Raw genomic sequence first — 17,843 nt, 5'->3', positions numbered from 1 at the left:
GCCGCAGTGCCGACGGGTTGTGCGCACTTCGGGCGGGGAGTGAACGAGGGCCGGGGGAGCGCCGGGCCGGCCTGGCCCTGCTGCCCGGGGTGGGCGGTTCCGCAGGCGGTCACGGTGAGCGCGAGGAGGACGGCGGCTACGGCTGATGGTCCGAGACGGGTCGTAAGGGACATGACATGAGTGTCCGGCGCGATGCCACGCGTGGTTCGACGGGGGTGCGCATACGGCGGGCGGTCGGGATTCGAGTCCGAACCCCCCTTCGCGCGACCCGGGGGTGGTTGTCGGGCGGTCTCCGCCGCCCTTGGGGCCCGCCCACCCGGGAACTCCCACCTCTGCCGTGCGCCCGATGGGGACGCAGGGAGGGAGCCCGAGCTTCCGGCCGACTTCTGCCTGCCCTGCCGCACGCCCGCCCCGACCCTTCAGCTCCCTGTGGCCCCTATTCGCTGAGTCCCACCACGCCCCAGCCCCGCCGGGCGGCCTCGGACAGGGCGTTGCCCCAGTCCTCCAGCAGGTCGGTGAAGGCTTCGAAGGTGTCGGCCCAGCCGTGAGGTACGGCGGCGTGCTCGTCGTAGGCGCTACGGAGTCCGGCGAGCAGGGGCTGTACCCGTTCCCACGTGGCCGCCAGTTCGCGCACGCCGGCCGGCGACCGAGCGAGCAGCACACCGTAGGCGGCGGTGGGGTCGTCGGAGAAGAAGCCGGGATCGATGTGCTCCGCCTCCCCGTCCATCCCCTGCCAGATCAGGCCGAGCAGGAAAGTGTCCAGTTCGGTCCGCAGCAGAGGGTCGGCATGGTCGCGTACGTCCTCCCACCGATTCCCGGTCCAGAAGTGCGCCTTGAACGAACCGGCGGTGCGCCGGAACTCGTAGAGGGCGAAGGAGGTGCCGTGAGGCCCCCGCGGCCGCTGCAAGGCGCCTTCGGGGGCCTCCGGTGCCTCGTGGTCCCACAGCCCGGTCTCGTCGTCGTACCACGCGTCCCGCAACCGCGAGAGCCTCTTGCCGGGCTCGGCCTCCCCCAGCCATGCCCAGTCGGCGATCAGCACGGTGATGTCCAGCCCCATGCCCGGCAGAGTACCGAGTACCCCGTACCGCAGATGCGGAGCCCAGAGCTCGGAGCCCTCGCTTGCCGAGCTGCCTGCCGCGCCGGGCGGTGGCGATGCCCGGGGGCCGGGGCGCTCCCGTTGCCGCTCTCTACGAGCCGGGAACGCGGCGGGCGGTCGCGGACGCGAAGCCCAGCCAGGTGTGCCGGTTGCCCGCCCAGCACCAACCCGCCTTCGGGGCGTTGCGGCGCTCGCGGCCGTCTCGGCCGGTGCCGTTGCTGATCCAGATCGCCGGGGTGCGGGCGTCCAGGGCACCGTCGGGCTTGCGCAGCCGGGAGCCGATGGTCATGAAGCAGTGGTTGCGCTCCAGGGAGGCGGGTTGCTGCAGCACCCAGTGGATGCCCTCGGCGAGCAGCAGCGGGGTGCGGTCCTGCGCGGTGAGGGCGGGCAGTGCCTCCTCGGGGCTCCAGTTGGCCATGTGGTCGCCGCGGTCGACTCCGCTGAGGACGTAGAGCGGTGCGTCGGGGACGGCGACGGTGCCGAGCGGGGTGAAGAGGTCGACGTCGGGCATGTCGACGACGACGAATCCCGGCTTGTCGTCGCGGCGGAGCAACGGAGCGAGGGCGGAGGCGGGGGCCCGCTCCGGGTGGACGACGAGCAGACCGCCGTCGCGGTCGGCCTCGGTGGTTGCGGCCGCCTTGGCGAAGCCTCGCATCTCGGCAGCGGACAGGCCCGCGATCTCGTGCACCCCCAGCCCGATCAGCGTCTCGGCCTGCGCACTCAGGGGCGGGAGTGCGGGAAGGGCGGTGGTGGTGACGGGTGAGGGTTCGGGCACGATGCTCCTCGGGCGGTTGCGGGTGACGTGAACGGCCGCAGGCGTAACGAGGGGGCTTCGGCGGAACGTTCCCCTCACCTTTGCCCCCCTTCATGCCCCCGGCGAGCAGGCCGCCGGCCCCCGCGGCGACCGGGGAGGCCCGTGCCGCGACGGGGCGTCAGCCGGTGGTGAGGTGGTCGAACTCGCCGGCCCGGACACCCATGGCGAAGGCCTCCCACTTGGTACGGGTGGTCGTGACGACGTTCCCGGGGCGCTGGTCTCGCGCAGGTGCACCAGGTCGTCCGCCCCGAAGGCGAGCTCGATCCACGGGCCCGGGCCCGGCTCGTCCTCGGGGGCGGCAAGCTCCTCCGGGCGGAATGCGCGGCCGACCGTGATGTGATGGCGGGGTGAGCCGAGCCACGGAGGAGTCCAACCGCCGGATGCTGCGGGCCCGGGACGCGATGGACCGTGCGTATGCCCAGCCGCTGGACGTACCGGCCCTGGCGCGCCTCGCCCATGTGTCCGAGGCGCACTTCTCGCGCACCTTTCGGGCCACGTTCGGTGAGACGCCGCACCGCTACTTGCAGCGGCGCCGGGTCGAGCGGGCGATGTTCCTGCTGCGGGAGACCGACCGCAGTGTGACGGACATCTGCTTCGAGGTCGGCTTCGGCAGTACGGGGACGTTCAGCCGGACGTTCAGCGCCATCGTCGGCCGGTCGCCTCGGACGTACCGCAGGGAAACGGTGGCGGTGGGCGTCCCGACGTGCTTCACGATGGCGTGGACACGGCCAAGCGGCTGAGGCGCGCTTCCCGTCCCCTTCGGCCCGGGTGTGAAGGCGCCCGCCGCGCATCCGATCGAGCAGTTCTGGATAAGTTTCCGCGCGGCCCGGCTCGTAGCGTGGACGTCATGTTCAACGCCATCACGCATTCGCAGATGTACGTACTCGACCAGGACGAAGCCCTCGACTTCTACGTCGGCAAGCTCGGCCTGGAGGTCGCCGCCGACGTCGACATGGGGTTCATGCGCTGGCTTGCCGTCAGCGTGCCCGGCCACCCGGAGCGTCAGGTCCTCCTGGAGAAGCCCGGTGCTCCCGCGATGTCCGAGGAGACGGCGGCGCAGGTCCGCGACCTCGTGACGAAGGGGGCGATGGGCGGCTGGCTGATCCTCACCACGGAGGACTGCCGCAAGACGTACGAGACGCTGCTCGCCCAGGGCGTCGAGTTCACCGAGGAGCCCACCGAGCGTCCTTACGGAACGGACTGCGGCCTCCGCGACCCCTTCGGCAACCGGCTCCGTTTCACTCAGCCGAAGGCCGGCTGACGGAACGGCACAGCCTTCTGACGGGCCGTCGCGGCGCGTCAGAAGGCTGCTGTCAGGATGCTGTCAGGAGGGGGCCGGGGTCAGGACTTGGTGTCGGCCTGCTTCATGGAGCTCACCGCGTCGGCGACCGTGCCCCGGTACAGGCCCAGCTTGGGGTCGAGGACCTTCACGTCGGGGCCGAGCGGGAAGTTGAGCTGTTCCGCGTTGGGCATGTGGTCGCCGTCGGCCAGCACGTTCAGCTCGTTGATCCAGGTCAGGGCGCCGGCGGCGCCGCTCGGGTTGAGGTCGATCACCGCGATCGCGGCGGTCTTGGGCTTGACCGGGTACGCGGGCGCGCCGCCCAGGCCGCCCGGGATCAGCGGCCTGATGTCACCGCTGTGGTCCGCGGCGTCGGCGCTGCCCAGGCTGACCCGCGGGAAGTAGCTCAGTCCGCAGGAGTTCGCGCCGGTGTTGTTGACCTCGATGACCTGCTGGGTGGCCGACCCCTCACGGGCGTACACCCGGACCGACAGGTCCTCGCTCGTGCACGGGTGCTTGTAGGCGTAGCTGTCGCTGGTGTTGCCGCCGCTCTTCGCGGTGCCGCCCTTGGACGTGCCCGAGTTGGTGCCGGCCGGGACCGCCGTCGTGGAGCCGTCGTTCTTCGCGGTCCCCGTGGTCTTACCGGCGCCGTCGGTGCCGGCGGACCGGGAGTCACCCGCCGAGGCGGCGGTCGTGGCGGCGGCGTCCGCCGGGCCGGCGGACTTGGTGCCGCCGTCGTTCCCACCGCAGGCCGTGAGGGCCAGGGCGAGTACGGCGGTCACGGCGGCGCCGAGGGTGGCGGTGCGCTTGCGGGTGTGGATCGTACGCATGTGAATTCCCCGAGTGTGTGGCGGTCGAGTGCGGCGGTGCAGCCGAGGCCCGGAACTTGCGGCGAACCGCTCCCCCTCCTGACCTGCTGACATGTGAAGCTTCCCGCCCGCCGCTCATGTTCTGCTAACGCCTGCCTGACGTCCCGCTGACGTCCCCGCGACCGGGGGCGAACCCCCTTGCCCCTGTCGGTGTACGGCGCTTTGCCCCTCCCGTCGTACGGCTCCGCGGACCGGGGCGGGCGGCTCGCGGGTCGTGCGTCTCCGCGGGGCCTGCCCTGGTGATGCGGGTGGTGGTCCGGTGGGTCGAGCCCGGAACCCCGCGCCGTGCTCTACCTCCTGAGGCGGGTGGGGTGGTCGAGTCGTGTCAGTTTCTGCGGATTGGATGTCGCGAGGATGCGGGTGATGCGGCCGTTCTCGATCACGAGGCTGACCGCGGCCCGCCCGTGGTCGGATTCGAACCGGATCGCGGGAGCGCCGTTGAGCCACACCAGCATGGCCTCGTCCTCGGCCCGGTCCGTGCCGGCGAGCATCCTCGCCACGAGCTCGGCCCCGTGGACGGGGGCCAGTGCAGCGGCCGTGAGCCCGCCGCCGTCGGCGATCAGGACCACGTCCGGCGCCATGAGCTCCAGGAGGTCCTGGATGCGCCCGGTGTGCAGCGCGGCCAGGAACCGGTCCGTCACCGCCTTGTGCTCCGTCGGGCTCACGCTGACGCGGGGCTGCCGAGCGGTGACGTGGTTCCGGGCCCGCCGGGCGATCTGCCGCACCGCAGTGGTGGTCTTGCCCACAGCCTCGGCGACCTCGGCGTACGGCATGTCGAAGACCTCACGCAGTACGAACACCGCGCGTTCCACCGGTCCGAGCGTCTCCAGGACGGTGAGCATCGCGAGGGAGACGTTCTCCGCGAGCTCGACGTCGTCGGCGACGTCGGGGTGGGTCAGCAGGGGTTCCGGCAGCCACTCGCCCACGTAGTCCTCACGGCGGCGTGAGAGTGCGCGTACGCGGTTGAGCGCCTGCCGGGTGACGGCCCGGACGAGGTACGCCCGCGGGTCGTGGACCTGTGACCGGTCGACGCCGGCCCACCGCAGCCATGTCTCCTGCAGCACGTCCTCCGCGTCGGCCGCGGAGCCGAGCATCTCGTAGGCGACGGTGAACAGCAGGCCGCGGTGGGCGACGAACGGGTCCTCGGTCATGCCAGGGACTCTGCGCGGGGCGTCGCCGGGCGCTTGGCCAGCGGGATCTCGCAGGCGTCGGAGAAGCCCTGGGAGGTGACGCCGTTCGCCACGTTCGCTCGGGTCGCCAGGTTGACGTAGGCGATGAACGAGGTGAGCTCCACCATCGCCGGTGTCCCCACCCGCTCCAGGAGGGCGGCGTACTGCGCGTCGGTGACGGTCGGTGGCGTGTTCGTCATCGCCTCGGCGTACCCCATCACGTCGCGTTCCAGCGCCGTGAACACGTCCGCCTCGCGCCAGCGCGGCACCTGGCTCGCCCTGGTCAGGTCCAGGTTCTCGTTCTGCGCCTGGAAATAGCCGATGTCCAGACACCAGCTGCAGCCGACCTGTGACGCGACGGCCATGTGCGCGAACGACTTCAGGCTTGGGTCGACCGCGTCCCACGCCCCCACCTTGGCCCCGAACTCCAGATTGTCCTGGGCCACCCGGGGGCTGTGCCACAGCACCTCGACGTTCTCGGGCACGATGCCCAACTGCTTGATCATGTTCTCCTTGAGGCCGGCGGGAAGCTCGGCCTTCGGAAGGCGCAGCGCCATGTCGTCTCTCCTTGATCGCGTGCCAGTGGGGCTGTTCGGCATGAAGACACCGCCCGGCCCATGCGTGTGACAGCCTCCGCCGAGCGCGCCCCTCGCCTGCGGCCCGTCCCCGTGGGCCGCTGCTCCTTCGCGTGGACTTCCACGGGCCCCGAGATCGCCCGCTGCTGCCCGGACCGAAGGACGAACGCTGCTGCGTGAAGCGAGTGGAGCCGCGCAGGGCACGTACGGTTCCGGGCACGTCACCGGCGTCCAGGAGCTGTGCCGCTCCCGTGCGTTCCTGTGTCAACGCGGGGTCATGGGGGAAGGGCAGGCGAAGCGCGCCGCGTTTCCTGCCGACCGCGCGTCAGGGGGCCGTCGAGCGGGGGGTTGTGGGGCCGGGATCGGGTGTGGGCCACGTCACGCGTGACTTTCGCGGTCTGATCACCGTTACATGTGATGTGCCTAAGCCTGCCATCTCGACCGAGAACGCTGCCGTGACGCCTCCGCCTGCCGCGCCCCTGCCCTTCCTGCTGACACCGCGGCAGGGTGCGGCGGCGCGTGAACTGCTGTCGTACGTGGTCGGTCTGCCGCTGACCTCCCCCGATGCCCAGCTCCTGGCCGTCGTCGTGGCGATCCGGGCCGCGCGGGCCGGGGTCGGCAACCTCACCGGTACCGACCTGCGGTCGTTGCGGCTGGAGGATCCGGAGGGGGCGGTCGCCGAACTGGTCGCTGCCGGATGGCAGGTGCCCGACTCGCTGTTCGGCGAGGAACCGGACAAGCCGGCCGGGATCATCGTGCCGGACATGGCGCCGGGCGAGACCCACGTACTGCCCCTGGGCAAGGGCACGCGGTCGAAGGTCTCGGGATGGGCCATGCGTACGCGGATCGCCAAGCCCGTGAAGAAGGCCTCACCGGCCGCCCGGCTCGCCGCCCTGTTCCTGGCGGCGTACTCCACCGAAGAACTCGTCGGAGAGGCCCCCGACGAACTGCCCGTCGCCTGCTACCCCGCTGTGCCCGTCCTCCTGGAGAAGGGGTTCCTGGCCGAGGTGTCCGGGCGGACGTACCGGCTCGGTCCGGCGGTGCGGCACCTCGCCGGCATGTTCCGCACCCCCGAGGAGGAAGCGGCACTCGCGGCCGAGGAGGCGGTGCGCAGGGCGGCGCGTGAGGCGGCGGCCGCCGCCGAACTCGTGGAGATCACCCCCGCCCAGTGGGCGGAGTGGAAGTCCGGCGTCAGCCCGGCCCTGCTGCGGCACGTGGAGGCCGTGGAGCAGTGCTCGGTGTGCCGGTGCTCCTTCGGACGGGTCGCGAAGGCGTTCATGTCCGCGCCCTCCCCCGTCCCCGCACCCCGGCCGGCCGTCGGCGACCACGACGCGTGGAGGGCCGCGCGCCCGGAGTGCGGCCGGGAGGCGGCCGAGTTCACCGTGGCCTTCCGGGCGGAGCACGGCCACGGGCCGTCGTACGGGCAGCTGTGCAAGGGACTGCGCTGGAAGAAGCTCTCGCGCGCCCTGCGCGGACTCGTCGTGAGCGGGATCATCGCCGAGGGCTGGCTCACCGAGACGTCTCCCGTGCCGTGGACCCTGCGCCCGGGGAAGGCTGCCCAGGCGCGGGGCATCGTGCTGCCGGGCCAGGCGGCGGCGGCCCGAAGCACGCGCTGAGCCCCGTTCTGAGCCCGACGGTCGGCCGACCGAAGCGCGTGCTGAGCCCGACGGTCGGCCGCCGGAGCATGGTGCGAGCCTTACGGTCGGCCGCCCGAAGCGAGTGCTGAGCCTTACGGCCGGCCCGTGTGCCCCGGGCTCAGGAACCCGGCGTCTGTGCCGCCCCGCGTGCGTCCCCCTCCGGGCTGGCCGTCTGCGCGGCGTTGCGCGTGGCCAGGACCAGCGTCGCGGCGATGAGGAGTGCGGTGAGAATGCCCGTGACGAGGATCGGGGACGGCGCGAACGTGGCGGCCAGGACCGCGACGACCGCCAGGGGGTGGAGCGCGTCGGCCCCCCGGGGCAGCCCGCCGGCGTAGTGGTGCAGCAGCCACACGAGGGCCACGAACAGGGCGACCGGGACGGTGTACGTCGCCGCCGCGGCCCGGTCGGAGAGGTGGCCGTGCCCGGTCGCGAGGGCCACGTTGACCGCGAGCCCCGCGCCGACGGCCGCCGCGGACGCGAAGACCAGGTAGTGGCCGTATCCCCACAGCAACGCGGCGCGCAGGCTGGTGAGCCGGTGGTGCACGCTCTTCGCGAAGTAGAGCCACCACAGGGCGAAGACCGTCAGGATGCCTCCGATGACGAGGGTGGCGAGGTCACCGAGCGCCGCGTCGGAGTCGAGGGCGGCATGGACGGCTCCGGTGGCGGCGGTGATGGACTCGCCCAGCACGATGAGGGTGAACAGGCCGTACCGTTCGGCGATGTGGTGCGGATGCCAGGAGGTCGTGGCAGAACGTTCCGCCACGACGGGGACGGCGATCTCGGCCACGACGAGGACGGCGAAGGTGGCGACACCGATGTCGTCGGGCAGCGCCAGGCGTACGACCCAGCCGACCTGCACGACGAAGATGCCCACGGCGTACCGCAGGCAGGTGCGGCGCCGCTCGGGATCGGACCTGGCGGCACGCAGCCATTGCGTCACCATCGCGAGCCGCATGATCACGTAACCCCAGGTGATGACCGTGAAGTCCTCGTGCTGCAAGGCCTCCGACGCCCCCGCGGCGAGGACGAGGGCGCCGACGATCTGGACGAGGGTGAGCAGCCGGTAGGGCACGTCGTCGGTGTCGTAGGCGGAGGCGAACCAGGTGAAGTTCATCCACGCCCACCAGATCGCGAAGAACACCATCGCGTAGCCGAGGACGCCGTGGCCGATGCGCCCCTGCGCGAGTTCGTGCTCGAACGCGCTCGCTGCCTGCGCCACGGCCGTGACGAAGCAGAGGTCGAAGAACAGCTCCAGCATGGTCGCGGTGCGGTGCTGCTCGTCGGCCGGACGGGCGAACATGGGACGGCGCCAGGGGCTGGGGGAGGGCGCGGCAGGGGGTGAATGGCTCATGGGGGCGTATTCTCCCCGTTTTCCGGGCCGGGAGGGACCGGCCGCGCTCGGGGGCGCTGTCGCTCGCGCCGGTGCGCGGGGGCGGTTGGCCGTGGTGACGGTGGTGGCCGTAGTGACGGTGGTGGTCTTGGTGGCGGAGGTGCCGGCGCGATGGCGGTGCGATGGCGGTGCGGTGGCGGTGGCGGTGGCGGTGGTGGTGAAACTCTCTGGTGTGGGGCCGGGCGGCCTGCCAGACTGCGCCGCATGACTCGTGGAATCGAGAACCACCCCGCCCGTTGAAGGCCCCGGAAGAGCGCGGAGCGCTCGGCGTCCGGCCCTCGCTGTATGCGTACGCTCTGCGCCTGCGTCGCGCGGACACCGACGGGCCGCCCCCAGAGGGGGGATACGCGCTGCCTGGTCCTCCCGCGCCGCGACGCACGTTCATCCGCGGCTGGCGCGAAGCCCGCGCGGCGGTGACCGAACTGCTGAACCCGCTGCTCGTCGCCCCCGACGCCGTACGGGCCGCGGCCGAGACCGAGCTGCGACTCGCCACGATGGAGCCCGCGCTGAGGAGCAATCAGCTGCTGTCGGCCGTGCGTGGTGTGGCTCTGGAGGACGAGGATCGGGCGCGTGCGCTGGCGCGGTGCCTCACCCGTACGGGAAGCAGCCCCGCGGCCGTCTGCGTCGGCCTCGCCCTGCTGGCCCGGGTGGGCGAGCCGCAGGATGTGCCGTTCCTGGTGGTCCTCGGCGGCTTGCGCGACTTCGTGAGCCCGGCCGTGTACGCGCTCGACGCCCTCGACCGGCAGGCCGCGGGCGCGGTCTGGCTGGGCCGTCACGGGGAGGGGCCGGAACTGCGGGCGTTGGTTGCTGCGCTGGGGGCGGGGGACGTCGGCGCTGTGCGTGGAGCGATGGCGGCGGTGCCGCGCGATCCCGCCCTCGTGCTTCCCGAGACGGCGCGCCGCATCGTGGAGGCGGTGCGGCCGGCCGGGCTCCTGGACCTGGGGGAGGGCGAGCCGGCCGCCCCGCGGGCCGAGTTGGCGGCGCGTACCGGGTGGTTGTTGTTCCGTGCGACGAGCCTGCGCGACGACCGGGTCGAGATCCTCCACTGCTCGGAGGCCGTCAGGACGTACGAGGCGTTCGTGGCGTGCGCCGGGGAGCTGGAACCCACACTCGACCACTACGCGCTGCTGCTCTCCGCCGCGTTCGACCTGCACAGTGGGCCGAGCCGGCTGCACGAGTGGGGTCCGGGCCGGCGCGAGGCGTTGCTGGTGGAGCTGGAGTCCGTACTGAACCGGCCCGCGTGGCGCTCGGTGCTGGAGCCGGCCGCCGAGCCCGGGGAGGGTGCGGGCGGAGTCGAGCTCCGGCGGTTCCGATGGGCGCGGAGCGGCATGCGGCAGCCGTTCAGGGGGCCGGCGGGGCTGGCAGGATCAGTGGGGCTGGTGGGGCAGGCAGGGCCGGTGGGTTCGGACGGGGCGGTCGGACGGCGGGTTCTGCGGATCGAGACCGTCGTGCGCGATCCGGTCGACTCCGACACCGTCGAGGTCCGCATGCTGGTCGACGGCCGCCCTCTGGTGCCGGAGGTGTTCGGGCGGGGGCCCGCGAACAGCCCGGAGTGGTTGCTGGACAGCGGCCGGCTGCGGGCCACGGAAGAGCCTCGGCAGGTGCAGCTCGCGGAGGCCTACTGCACCGAGGGGTGTTGCGGCGCGCTGCACGTCACGATCCGGCGGGACGGTGACCAGGTCGTCTGGTCCGACTGGCGCTGCCCGCCACCGCCGTCCTCCCCGCTGCACACGCGCCGGATCCCGGAACTCCGCTTCGACGCGGTCGCGTACGACGCCGAGATCACCCGCGCCGAGATGGACCACACGTGGACCTGGCCGGCTCGCAAGGTGGCCCGGCTGATCGTCGCGGGGCTGCGTGACCGGCCGGACCTGCTCACCCGCTGGGGCATGGAACTGAGCTGGGCCGGGACGGACTTCAGGGACCCGGACCGTACGGCGCTGTGCCTGCTGTACGTGGGGGAGGACGGCTCCCCGAAGCACCTCATGTGGCGCCTCCCGGAGGACGGCACCCCGCCGGAGGACCGCGCCGCTGAGGCGTTGGACCGGCTCGCCACGGTGGACCCGAGGACGTACGGGGCGTAGCGCCCGGTCCATCGTTCGGGTGATCTCCGGCGCGAAGCGATGCGGTGGCGGGCCCGGAAGCGGGGGCCGAGCCCCGTTCCGCCCTCCGGGTGCGCGGCGTGTCGGGGCCGCCGGGTACGGCACAGTGCCGCTCCACGATCAAGGAACGGGGTGAGTGGTGTGAGCGGTGTGCGGCAGAGGCTGAGCGATCTCGCCGGTGACGGGGGCGGTAGCGGTCCCGTCGGCGGGGACGTGCTGCGACACAGCGACGGGGCGTGGCTGCGGGCGGCCGGGGGCGCGGAGGGGATGGGTGTGCACCTCGGCCCGGTGCGGACGGAGCTGGCCACCGCACACGAGGGATTGCTCGCAGGGACCGTCGGGCTCAGCGCGCTGGCCGAGCTGGGTTCCGTACGCGAGTCGTGGGAGCGGCGCTTCGAGACCGCGCGCCGGGAGTGCGGGTCCCTGGCCGGCAGTCTGCGGGCCGTCGCCCGCGCCCAGGGCGAGACGAACGAGACCGTGAAGTCGTCCTTCGCGCCCGTGGCGAGGCGGACCCGGGGAGTCGAGCGATGACGACGGCGACCTCGCCGCTGACCTGGGCCCAGTTACGGGACCTGAAGTGCGCCGAGCTGGAGGGTGCGGCCGATGGCTGGGGCAGGGCGAGCAATCGGGCCGACGCCGGGCGGGACCGGATCGAGAAGCAGCTGCTGCACGGGCTGCGCGAGACCCAGCAGGGTGCGGCGGCGGACGCGGCGGTCGCGAGACTGCGGCAGCTGGGCCGCAACCTCCAGTACGTGTATACGGAGTGCGGCCTCGTCCGTACGGCGCTGAACAGCCTGGCGCACGAGATGCGGGCGCAGCAGCGGGCCTTGCGGGAGGCGCTGGACGATGCGGAGACGCTGAGGTTCACGGTGCACGCGGACGGTTCGGTGACGTATCCGGAGGCGGGGGAGGGCCTGATCGACGGGAAGCCGTTGGCGGGCGGGACGGCGTCTGTGGGCGCGATGCCGGGGCTGCTGCCGCCCTCGGGGCTGGTGGCCCCGAATCCCCACACCGCCAAGGCGCAGGACATCGCGGACCGGGTGGCGAAGGCCGTGCGTACGGCGGCCGAGATCGACTGGCGGTTCGCCCGGATCCTGCGGAAGCTGAGGGCCGAGGAGGGCCTGAAGGTCCCGGACCGGACGTGGACGGACGCGGCGGGGGACGCGGCGGCGGTCCGGGACGCGGCGCGGGGGTACCTGAAGTCGGGCATCCCGTACGAGTCGGATCCGGCGGCGCGCCGTGACTGGTGGGCCGGCCTGACGGACGAACAGCGCGAGGAGTACCTCGCGGTGTACCCGGACCAGATCGGCAACCTGGACGGCATCCCGGCCCTGGTCCGCGACACGGCGAACCGCGACAACCTGCAGTTGCTGATCGGCAAGCTGGAGGGGCGGGACGATGCGAGGGCGGAGACGCAGTTGGCGGGGCTGCGGGAGATCGACCGGCAGTTGCAGGCGGGTCGGCAGCCGCCGATGTTCCTGCTTGGCATCGGCGACGAGGGGAACGGGCGTGCGATTGTTTCGTACGGGAACCCGGATACGGCACGGAATGTTTCGGCTTATGTGCCGGGGTTGAATACGTCGTTGGATGCGGATTTTGCTAAAAATGACCTAAAGCGTGCGTGGGACACCGCGAAGGGTGTCAGCAAGTATGACCATTCCAATGCCTCGATCGTTTGGCTCGGCTACGACGCTCCGCAATCTCCGGATGGCTTTGACAGCCTTGACGTGATGGGGGACGAGAGGGCCTTGAGGGGTGGGAGCTCGTTTCACCAGTTTATGGGTGGTCTGTCGGCTACTAATGAGAACGCTGATCCACACATGACGGCAATCGGGCATTCGTACGGGTCGCGCACGGTAGGCGCCGCCACGCAGCACGGGGGTGGCATTCCCGGAGTTGACGACATCGTCTTTGTCGGGAGTCCTGGCGTGGGCGTGGATCGAGCTGAGGACCTCGGAGTAGGTAAAGACCATGTTTTCGTTGGTGCAGCAGAGAACGACGTCGTGACCAAGCTTCCGTCAAAGCGGCAGACGGCGGCAGGTCTGGTTGGTTGGGCCGCCGCAGGACCCGCTGGCGCCTATCTCCTGGGGGAGGTGGCCGACCAGGGTGACGATGATCTCTGGTTTGGGAAGGACCCGGCAAGTGGGGCCTTCGGCGCCAGGAGGTTTCCTGTGAACGAGGGGCCCCGACTCGTCGGCGGCAGCGGCGTCTCTATTGATGCGCATTCTCAATATTTCGACCCGCAGCGCGATGCCATGTCCTCGGACAGTATCGCTCTGATCGCTGCTGGCCGGGCTGACAAAGTGAAGACGGAGGAGTCTCGTTGAAGGCGAAGATCTCTTTGGCGATTGGGATGATGCTCTTGTGTGTAATGCTGGCGAGCTGTGGAAGTGGATTCGCGAATGCTGATGGGGATGGGAATGCAAAAATGGACATGCAAGATGCGGCGGATCGTGCAGATGGAATTTTGGACGCTGTCCTTAAAGAGGTCAGGCCCGAGATGCATTGGGCTCATGGCCCGACCAGTACAGGAAGTTGTGACGTTTCACGCATGCGCGTTGTTATGACAATTGTGTCCGCAGAGCGCCGCGGAAGTCTACTGGGAGTAGTGGATCGATTCTGGCGTAAGAGTGGATACCGGCTCAAGGCGATCAATAGGGATGTTGATATGCCTGCCATCTACGCCCAGACAAGCGATGGATTCGGTGTAACGCTAAGCGTGGGCGGGGAGGGCCAAGCCTTCTTCGAAGTGGACAGTCCATGCGTGGAGGAGTCTGAAGTGGCTGAGTCCGCGACGCCGCCCAACGGTCCCTCCTATGAGGGCGTCTACCCGCTGCCCCGCCCCAACGTCCACTCCGACTTCTGGTCCGCCGGCGCATCCTGATGGGGCATCAGTGACACGAATGACTCGTACACACCGTCGAAAACACCCATGAACCCCTCCCCGATGGGGGATGGTTGAGGGGTGCGCAAATACTGGTTGGCAGGGGGGATCGGCGTCGGCGTCGCCATGTGCTTCGTGGCGCTGCTCGTCGTCGGTACGTACTCCGCCGCCGCCGGCCTCGTGGGCGGTGGGGGTGGGGCCGTGGCGTTGGCCAAGGGGGCCGTGCCCGCCAAGTACCAGCCTCTGGTGCAGAAGTGGGGCAACCTCTGCCCCGCCATCAACCCCGCGCTCCTCGCCGCCCAGCTCTACCAGGAGAGCGGCTGGAATCCTCGGGCGCAGAGTCCCGCCGCCGCTCAGGGCATCGCGCAGTTCATCCCGGGCACCTGGGCCTCGCACGGGCTCGACGGGGACAAGGACGGGGACCGGGACGTCTGGGATCCCGCCGACGCGATTCCCTCCGCCGCCTCGTACGACTGCGAGCTGGCCGGGTACGTGAAGAAGGTCCCCGGGGATCCGACCGACAACATGCTGGCCGCGTACAACGCGGGGGCGTACCGGGTCATCAAGGCCGGTGGGGTTCCCGACATCGCGGAGACGCGCAACTACGTCAAGATCATCCGCTCCCTGGAGAAGAGCTTCGCCCGGCCCGTGGGGCGGGTGCAGCCCTCTCAGCAAGCCGCGGGAGCCATCTACTTCGCCCAGAAGAAGCTCGGTACGAAGTACCTGTGGGGCGGCAACGGCACCCCGGAGCAGGGCGGGCGGTTCGACTGTTCGGGGCTGACCCAGGCCGCGTACCGGACGGTGGACATCGAGTTGCCTCGTGTGGCGAACGACCAGTACAACGCCGGGCCGCACCCCTCGCGTGAGGAACTGCTCCCCGGGGACCTGGTGTTCTTCTCGGACGACCTGACCAACTCGCGGGCCATTCACCACGTCGGCCTGTACGTCGGCGGCGGGTACATGATCAACGCGCCGTACACCGGTGCCGTCATCCGGTTCGACAAGATCGACACTCCCGACTACTTCGGTGCGACACGCGTCACCAAGGACGGTGCCGCGGCTCTTCCGACCGCTCAGCCGGCGGCCTGACGTCCCGGCGTCGGTGGCCGGAACTCTCTGTGAAGCCTGGGCCCTGAGCTGCGACGATGAGTCACTCTTCGATAACGTCATGGTGATCGTTCGGTGGAGAGTGGAACGTACGCACGGGCCGCGTCGTTCTCTGGTGGGACCGGGGCCGCAGCCATTGACCTAGCGTCGCCCCGACGCACGTGAGTGATCGAACCGAACACGGGGGTTCGTCATAGCGGCGCACATGGGTGTGCGCCGCAGCAGCAGACAAGGCAAGGGGCCGCGGCAGATGGCTGGACTCGCACTGGATGGGTCGAACCCCGATGTCAGCCTGCTCTACGACATCAACGGGCTCGCCAAGTCCGCTCCCACCTGGTTCGACCGGGTCATGGAGTTCGTCGGTGAGTACGGGATCATGCTCGGCATGGTCCTGGTGGTCCTGTGGTGCTGGTGGAGTGTCCGCCGGCGCGGCACGGCGGAGGATTCGGTGGCCGCTGTCGCCGGGCTCGTCTGGGCGCCGCTCGCCGCCGGGATCGCCTTGCTGATCAACATCCCGATCCGTGAATTCGTCGAGCGGCCAAGACCGTTCAAGGATCACCAGGGGCTGGACGTCCTGGTGGACGGGAAGAACGACTTCTCCTTCGTCAGCGACCACGCCACCATGGCGATGGCCCTCGGCGTCGGGCTCTTCGTCGCGAACCGGAAGTTCGGCATCGCGGCGATCGCGCTCGCCCTGCTGGAGGGGTTCTGCCGGATCTACATGGGCGTGCACTACCCGACCGACGTCATCGGCGGATTCGCGCTCGGCACGGCCGCCGCGCTGCTCCTCGCGCCGCTCGCGATGATGCTGCTGACGCCCCTGGTGGGTGCCGTCTCGCGGTCGGCCCGGGTGGGCGGGCTGGTCCGGTCCCGCCGTCCGCTCGCGGCTGCGGCCTCAGGCGGCGGCGAGGCGCTCGGCATTCCCGAGCCGCGGCCCGGTTCGGGCGGCGGCTCGGAAGGGGAGAAGGGGCTCGCCGCTTAGGGGTGCGCGGGTCCCCTGTGTCGCGACGCCCCCACGTCACAGCGACTGCGGGTACGTGAAGAGCCCCTCCGGGTCGTAACTCTTCTTCACCTCGCCGAGGCGGGCGGCGGCCGGGCCGTAGTAGGCCTTGCGCCAGTCCGTCAGGGTCGGGTCCGCGTAGTTCTGGTAGGCCGCCCCCGACGCGTAACGGCGCATCGCGGCGTGGGTGTCTTTCAGCCACTTCTGTTGGGCGGCGCCCTCCGTGCCCGGACGCCAGGCGCCGATGTACTGGGCGAGCATCCGCGACCCGCGGTGGACGAACGCGGTGGCCTGGGGGTCGACGCGGTTGACCGCGCCGCCCAGGGCCGTCAGCGCGACCGAGCCGCCGCCGCCCTGGTCCCCGCTGATCCGGGTGAACGCCTCGGTCCGGTCGAGCAGGGCCTGGACGCCCGCCGGCGGCAGCGAGCGGTCGTAGAAGTCGGACGCCGCCGCGTACGTCTCGCGCTGGAGCGAGCCCTGCGGATCGCGGCCCGGGGTGGTGCCGGGGAGGTGGCACTGGGCGTCGGTGATGCCCGAGCAGCCGGCGTACACGAGCATCGCCTCCTGGTAGCTGCGGCGGCGCAGGGAGACCGAGGTCGCCGAGGCGCCGATCCGGTCGGCGAGGCGGTCGACGGCGTTCTGCAGGTCGCCGTACGTGCCGAGGCTGAACGCCGAGACCGACACCGTCGGGTTGCCGCCGCCGGGCCCGGCCGCGACGTGTGCGGCGGACCAGATCTCGTCCGGCTGGTCCGGGCCCCACTCCTGCCAGGCCGTCACCACCGCATGGGCACGCGACCACGGCCAGGACATGTACGCGGAGACGGCCTGCGAGGCGGGACGGGTGCGGAAGCGGAGTTCGGTGACGACGCCGAAGTTGCCGTTGCCCGCGCCGCGCAGGGCCCAGAACAGGTCGGGGTGGTGGGTGGCGTCGGCGGTGAGGGTCGTGCCGTCGGCGGTGACGATCGTCGCGGCCGTGAGGCTGTCGCACGTCAGCCCGTACGCACGCGAGGCGACTCCGTGGCCGCCGCCCAGGGTCAGGCCGGAGATGCCGACCGTGGGGCAGGAGCCGCCGGGCACCGTCAGGCCGTGTGCGGCGAGGCCCTGGTAGACGTCGAGCAGCCGGGCCCCCGCACCGATCGTGCCGTCCCGCTCGACGTGCTTCAGTGACGAGACGTCAATGACCAATCGGCCGTCGCCGCTCGACCAGCCGCCGTAGGAGTGCCCGCCGCTGCGGATGGACACGGGCACGGAGCCGCGGCGGGCGAACGCCAGGCACTCGCGGACGTCGGCCTCGTGCCGGACGTAGGCGACCGCGGCCGGTTTCTGTCCGTCGTAGCGGGTGTTGTAGAGCTGACGGGCGGTCGGGTAGGCGGCGTCGTCGGGGCGTACGAGAGAGCCGGCGAGGCTCCTGGCGAGGGCCGGCCAGTCCGCGGGGCCGGTGGGCGAGGCCTTCGTCGGTGTGGCGGGGGAGGTGGCGGTCGGCGCCGATGTGGCCGCGCCGGGGCCGCCGGCCGGCGTGCGGGGGGCCGTGCTGTCGCACGCGGTGGTGGCCACCCCGGTGAGGACGGCCGCGGCGCCCGCGGTCAGGACGGTGCGCCGGTTCGGCAGGGTCATCGGACCTCCGGGGTGGGGGAGAGGGGAGCGGCGGGGGGAAGGAGCGAGAGGGGTCTGGTCAGGCCGTCGATGTGCGGTGGTCCTCGGCGTCCGTGCGGGCCCGGTCGCGGGAGCGGCGGGCGGGTCCGGACCAGCCGCAGCTGCAGCGGGCGGTGCAGAACGAGCCGCGTTCGACGGTGGTGGCTTCGTGGGCGGGGCGGGCCGGGGGGACGGCCGGCGGTACCTCGGTGTGTTGGTCGTACACGCGACCACGGTACTGGGCTGGGCCGTCCGGCGGTGAGGGGCGTGCGAGCGGCGTGACGAGGGG

Annotated in this window: 17 protein-coding genes and 1 pseudogene; 9 read left to right on the top strand and 9 right to left on the bottom strand. The window is 71.4% G+C overall.

Translation table 11 applies throughout. The features are described from left to right. Positions 1-436: 436 nt before the first annotated feature. From ABZ454_RS23390 to ABZ454_RS23380, 3 genes and pseudogenes are all read right to left on the bottom strand, one after another. On the bottom strand, positions 437-1,057 hold the full coding sequence (locus ABZ454_RS23390; protein WP_359540474.1) for a hypothetical protein: 621 nt from the start codon (positions 1,055-1,057) through the stop codon (positions 437-439). 130 nt (positions 1,058-1,187) lie between these two features. Beyond that, a complete protein-coding gene (locus ABZ454_RS23385; protein ID WP_359540472.1) occupies positions 1,188-1,871 on the bottom strand; it encodes a DUF5701 family protein in 684 nt (227 codons plus the stop codon). Positions 1,872-2,028: 157 nt separating this feature from the next. Further along, positions 2,029-2,246 (bottom strand): annotated as a pseudogene (locus ABZ454_RS23380) (DUF397 domain-containing protein). Between the two features lie 11 nt (positions 2,247-2,257). Between ABZ454_RS23380 and ABZ454_RS23375 the strand changes: the two are divergent. Continuing rightward, positions 2,258-2,650 (top strand): AraC family transcriptional regulator, encoded by a 393-nt coding sequence (locus ABZ454_RS23375; RefSeq protein WP_359540470.1) that lies wholly within the window; start codon positions 2,258-2,260, stop codon positions 2,648-2,650. Between the two features lie 107 nt (positions 2,651-2,757). Then, a complete protein-coding gene (locus tag ABZ454_RS23370; RefSeq protein ID WP_359540468.1) occupies positions 2,758-3,171 on the top strand; it encodes a VOC family protein in 414 nt (137 codons plus the stop codon). Positions 3,172-3,251: 80 nt separating this feature from the next. On the opposite strand, the gene ABZ454_RS23365 is transcribed toward ABZ454_RS23370, so the two are convergent. The 3 genes from ABZ454_RS23365 to ABZ454_RS23355 all read right to left on the bottom strand — a co-directional run bounded on the left by ABZ454_RS23365 (position 3,252) and on the right by ABZ454_RS23355 (position 5,784). Further along, a complete protein-coding gene (locus ABZ454_RS23365) occupies positions 3,252-4,019 on the bottom strand; it encodes a DUF4232 domain-containing protein (RefSeq protein ID WP_359540466.1) in 768 nt (255 codons plus the stop codon). A 329-nt stretch (positions 4,020-4,348) separates the two neighbouring features. Then, positions 4,349-5,209, bottom strand: a complete 861-nt coding sequence (locus tag ABZ454_RS23360; RefSeq protein ID WP_359540463.1) for an RNA polymerase sigma-70 factor — start codon at positions 5,207-5,209, stop codon at positions 4,349-4,351. Further along, complete coding sequence (locus ABZ454_RS23355) at positions 5,206-5,784, bottom strand: carboxymuconolactone decarboxylase family protein (RefSeq protein ID WP_359540461.1); 579 nt, start codon at positions 5,782-5,784, stop codon at positions 5,206-5,208. The genes ABZ454_RS23360 and ABZ454_RS23355 overlap by 4 nt, the downstream gene beginning before the upstream one ends. A 473-nt stretch (positions 5,785-6,257) precedes the next feature. Here ABZ454_RS23355 and ABZ454_RS23350 point away from each other — a divergent pair, with 473 nt between their 5' ends. Next, on the top strand, positions 6,258-7,418 hold the full coding sequence (locus tag ABZ454_RS23350) for a hypothetical protein (protein WP_359540459.1): 1,161 nt from the start codon (positions 6,258-6,260) through the stop codon (positions 7,416-7,418). 139 nt (positions 7,419-7,557) lie between these two features. Here the strand turns inward: ABZ454_RS23350 and ABZ454_RS23345 are convergent, their stop codons facing one another. Next, entirely contained in the window at positions 7,558-8,790 is a 1,233-nt protein-coding gene (locus tag ABZ454_RS23345) for a low temperature requirement protein A (RefSeq protein ID WP_359540458.1), read from the bottom strand. A 452-nt stretch (positions 8,791-9,242) separates the two neighbouring features. Here ABZ454_RS23345 and ABZ454_RS23340 point away from each other — a divergent pair, with 452 nt between their 5' ends. From ABZ454_RS23340 to ABZ454_RS23315, 6 genes are all read left to right on the top strand, one after another. Beyond that, on the top strand, positions 9,243-10,913 hold the full coding sequence (locus ABZ454_RS23340) for a hypothetical protein (protein WP_359540456.1): 1,671 nt from the start codon (positions 9,243-9,245) through the stop codon (positions 10,911-10,913). A 150-nt stretch (positions 10,914-11,063) separates the two neighbouring features. Beyond that, positions 11,064-11,462, top strand: a complete 399-nt coding sequence (locus ABZ454_RS23335) for a hypothetical protein (RefSeq protein WP_359540454.1) — start codon at positions 11,064-11,066, stop codon at positions 11,460-11,462. Continuing rightward, the gene (locus ABZ454_RS23330) at positions 11,459-13,258 is read left to right on the top strand and encodes an alpha/beta hydrolase (RefSeq protein WP_359540452.1); all 1,800 of its coding nucleotides are present in this window, start codon (positions 11,459-11,461) and stop codon (positions 13,256-13,258) included. The genes ABZ454_RS23335 and ABZ454_RS23330 overlap by 4 nt, the downstream gene beginning before the upstream one ends. A 44-nt stretch (positions 13,259-13,302) precedes the next feature. After that, positions 13,303-13,815 (top strand): hypothetical protein, encoded by a 513-nt coding sequence (locus tag ABZ454_RS23325; RefSeq protein ID WP_359540510.1) that lies wholly within the window; start codon positions 13,303-13,305, stop codon positions 13,813-13,815. 96 nt (positions 13,816-13,911) lie between these two features. Continuing rightward, entirely contained in the window at positions 13,912-14,904 is a 993-nt protein-coding gene (locus ABZ454_RS23320) for a bifunctional lytic transglycosylase/C40 family peptidase (protein ID WP_356318844.1), read from the top strand. 268 nt (positions 14,905-15,172) lie between these two features. Continuing rightward, positions 15,173-15,904: a phosphatase PAP2 family protein gene (locus ABZ454_RS23315; RefSeq protein ID WP_356318767.1), complete on the top strand. Its 732-nt coding sequence runs from the start codon at positions 15,173-15,175 to the stop codon at positions 15,902-15,904. Positions 15,905-15,940: 36 nt separating this feature from the next. Here the strand turns inward: ABZ454_RS23315 and ABZ454_RS23310 are convergent, their stop codons facing one another. Next, complete coding sequence (locus ABZ454_RS23310; protein ID WP_359540450.1) at positions 15,941-17,536, bottom strand: FAD-binding protein; 1,596 nt, start codon at positions 17,534-17,536, stop codon at positions 15,941-15,943. Between the two features lie 58 nt (positions 17,537-17,594). Then, complete coding sequence (locus tag ABZ454_RS23305) at positions 17,595-17,780, bottom strand: hypothetical protein (RefSeq protein WP_359540448.1); 186 nt, start codon at positions 17,778-17,780, stop codon at positions 17,595-17,597. Positions 17,781-17,843: the final 63 nt, after the last annotated feature.

It is taken from the genome of Streptomyces sp. NPDC005803 (assembly GCF_040630435.1).
Classification (GTDB): Bacteria; Actinomycetota; Actinomycetes; order Streptomycetales; family Streptomycetaceae; genus Streptomyces.
The sequence above is the reverse complement of the archived record's forward strand: the minus strand, read 5'-3'. Positions and strand labels throughout refer to the sequence as shown.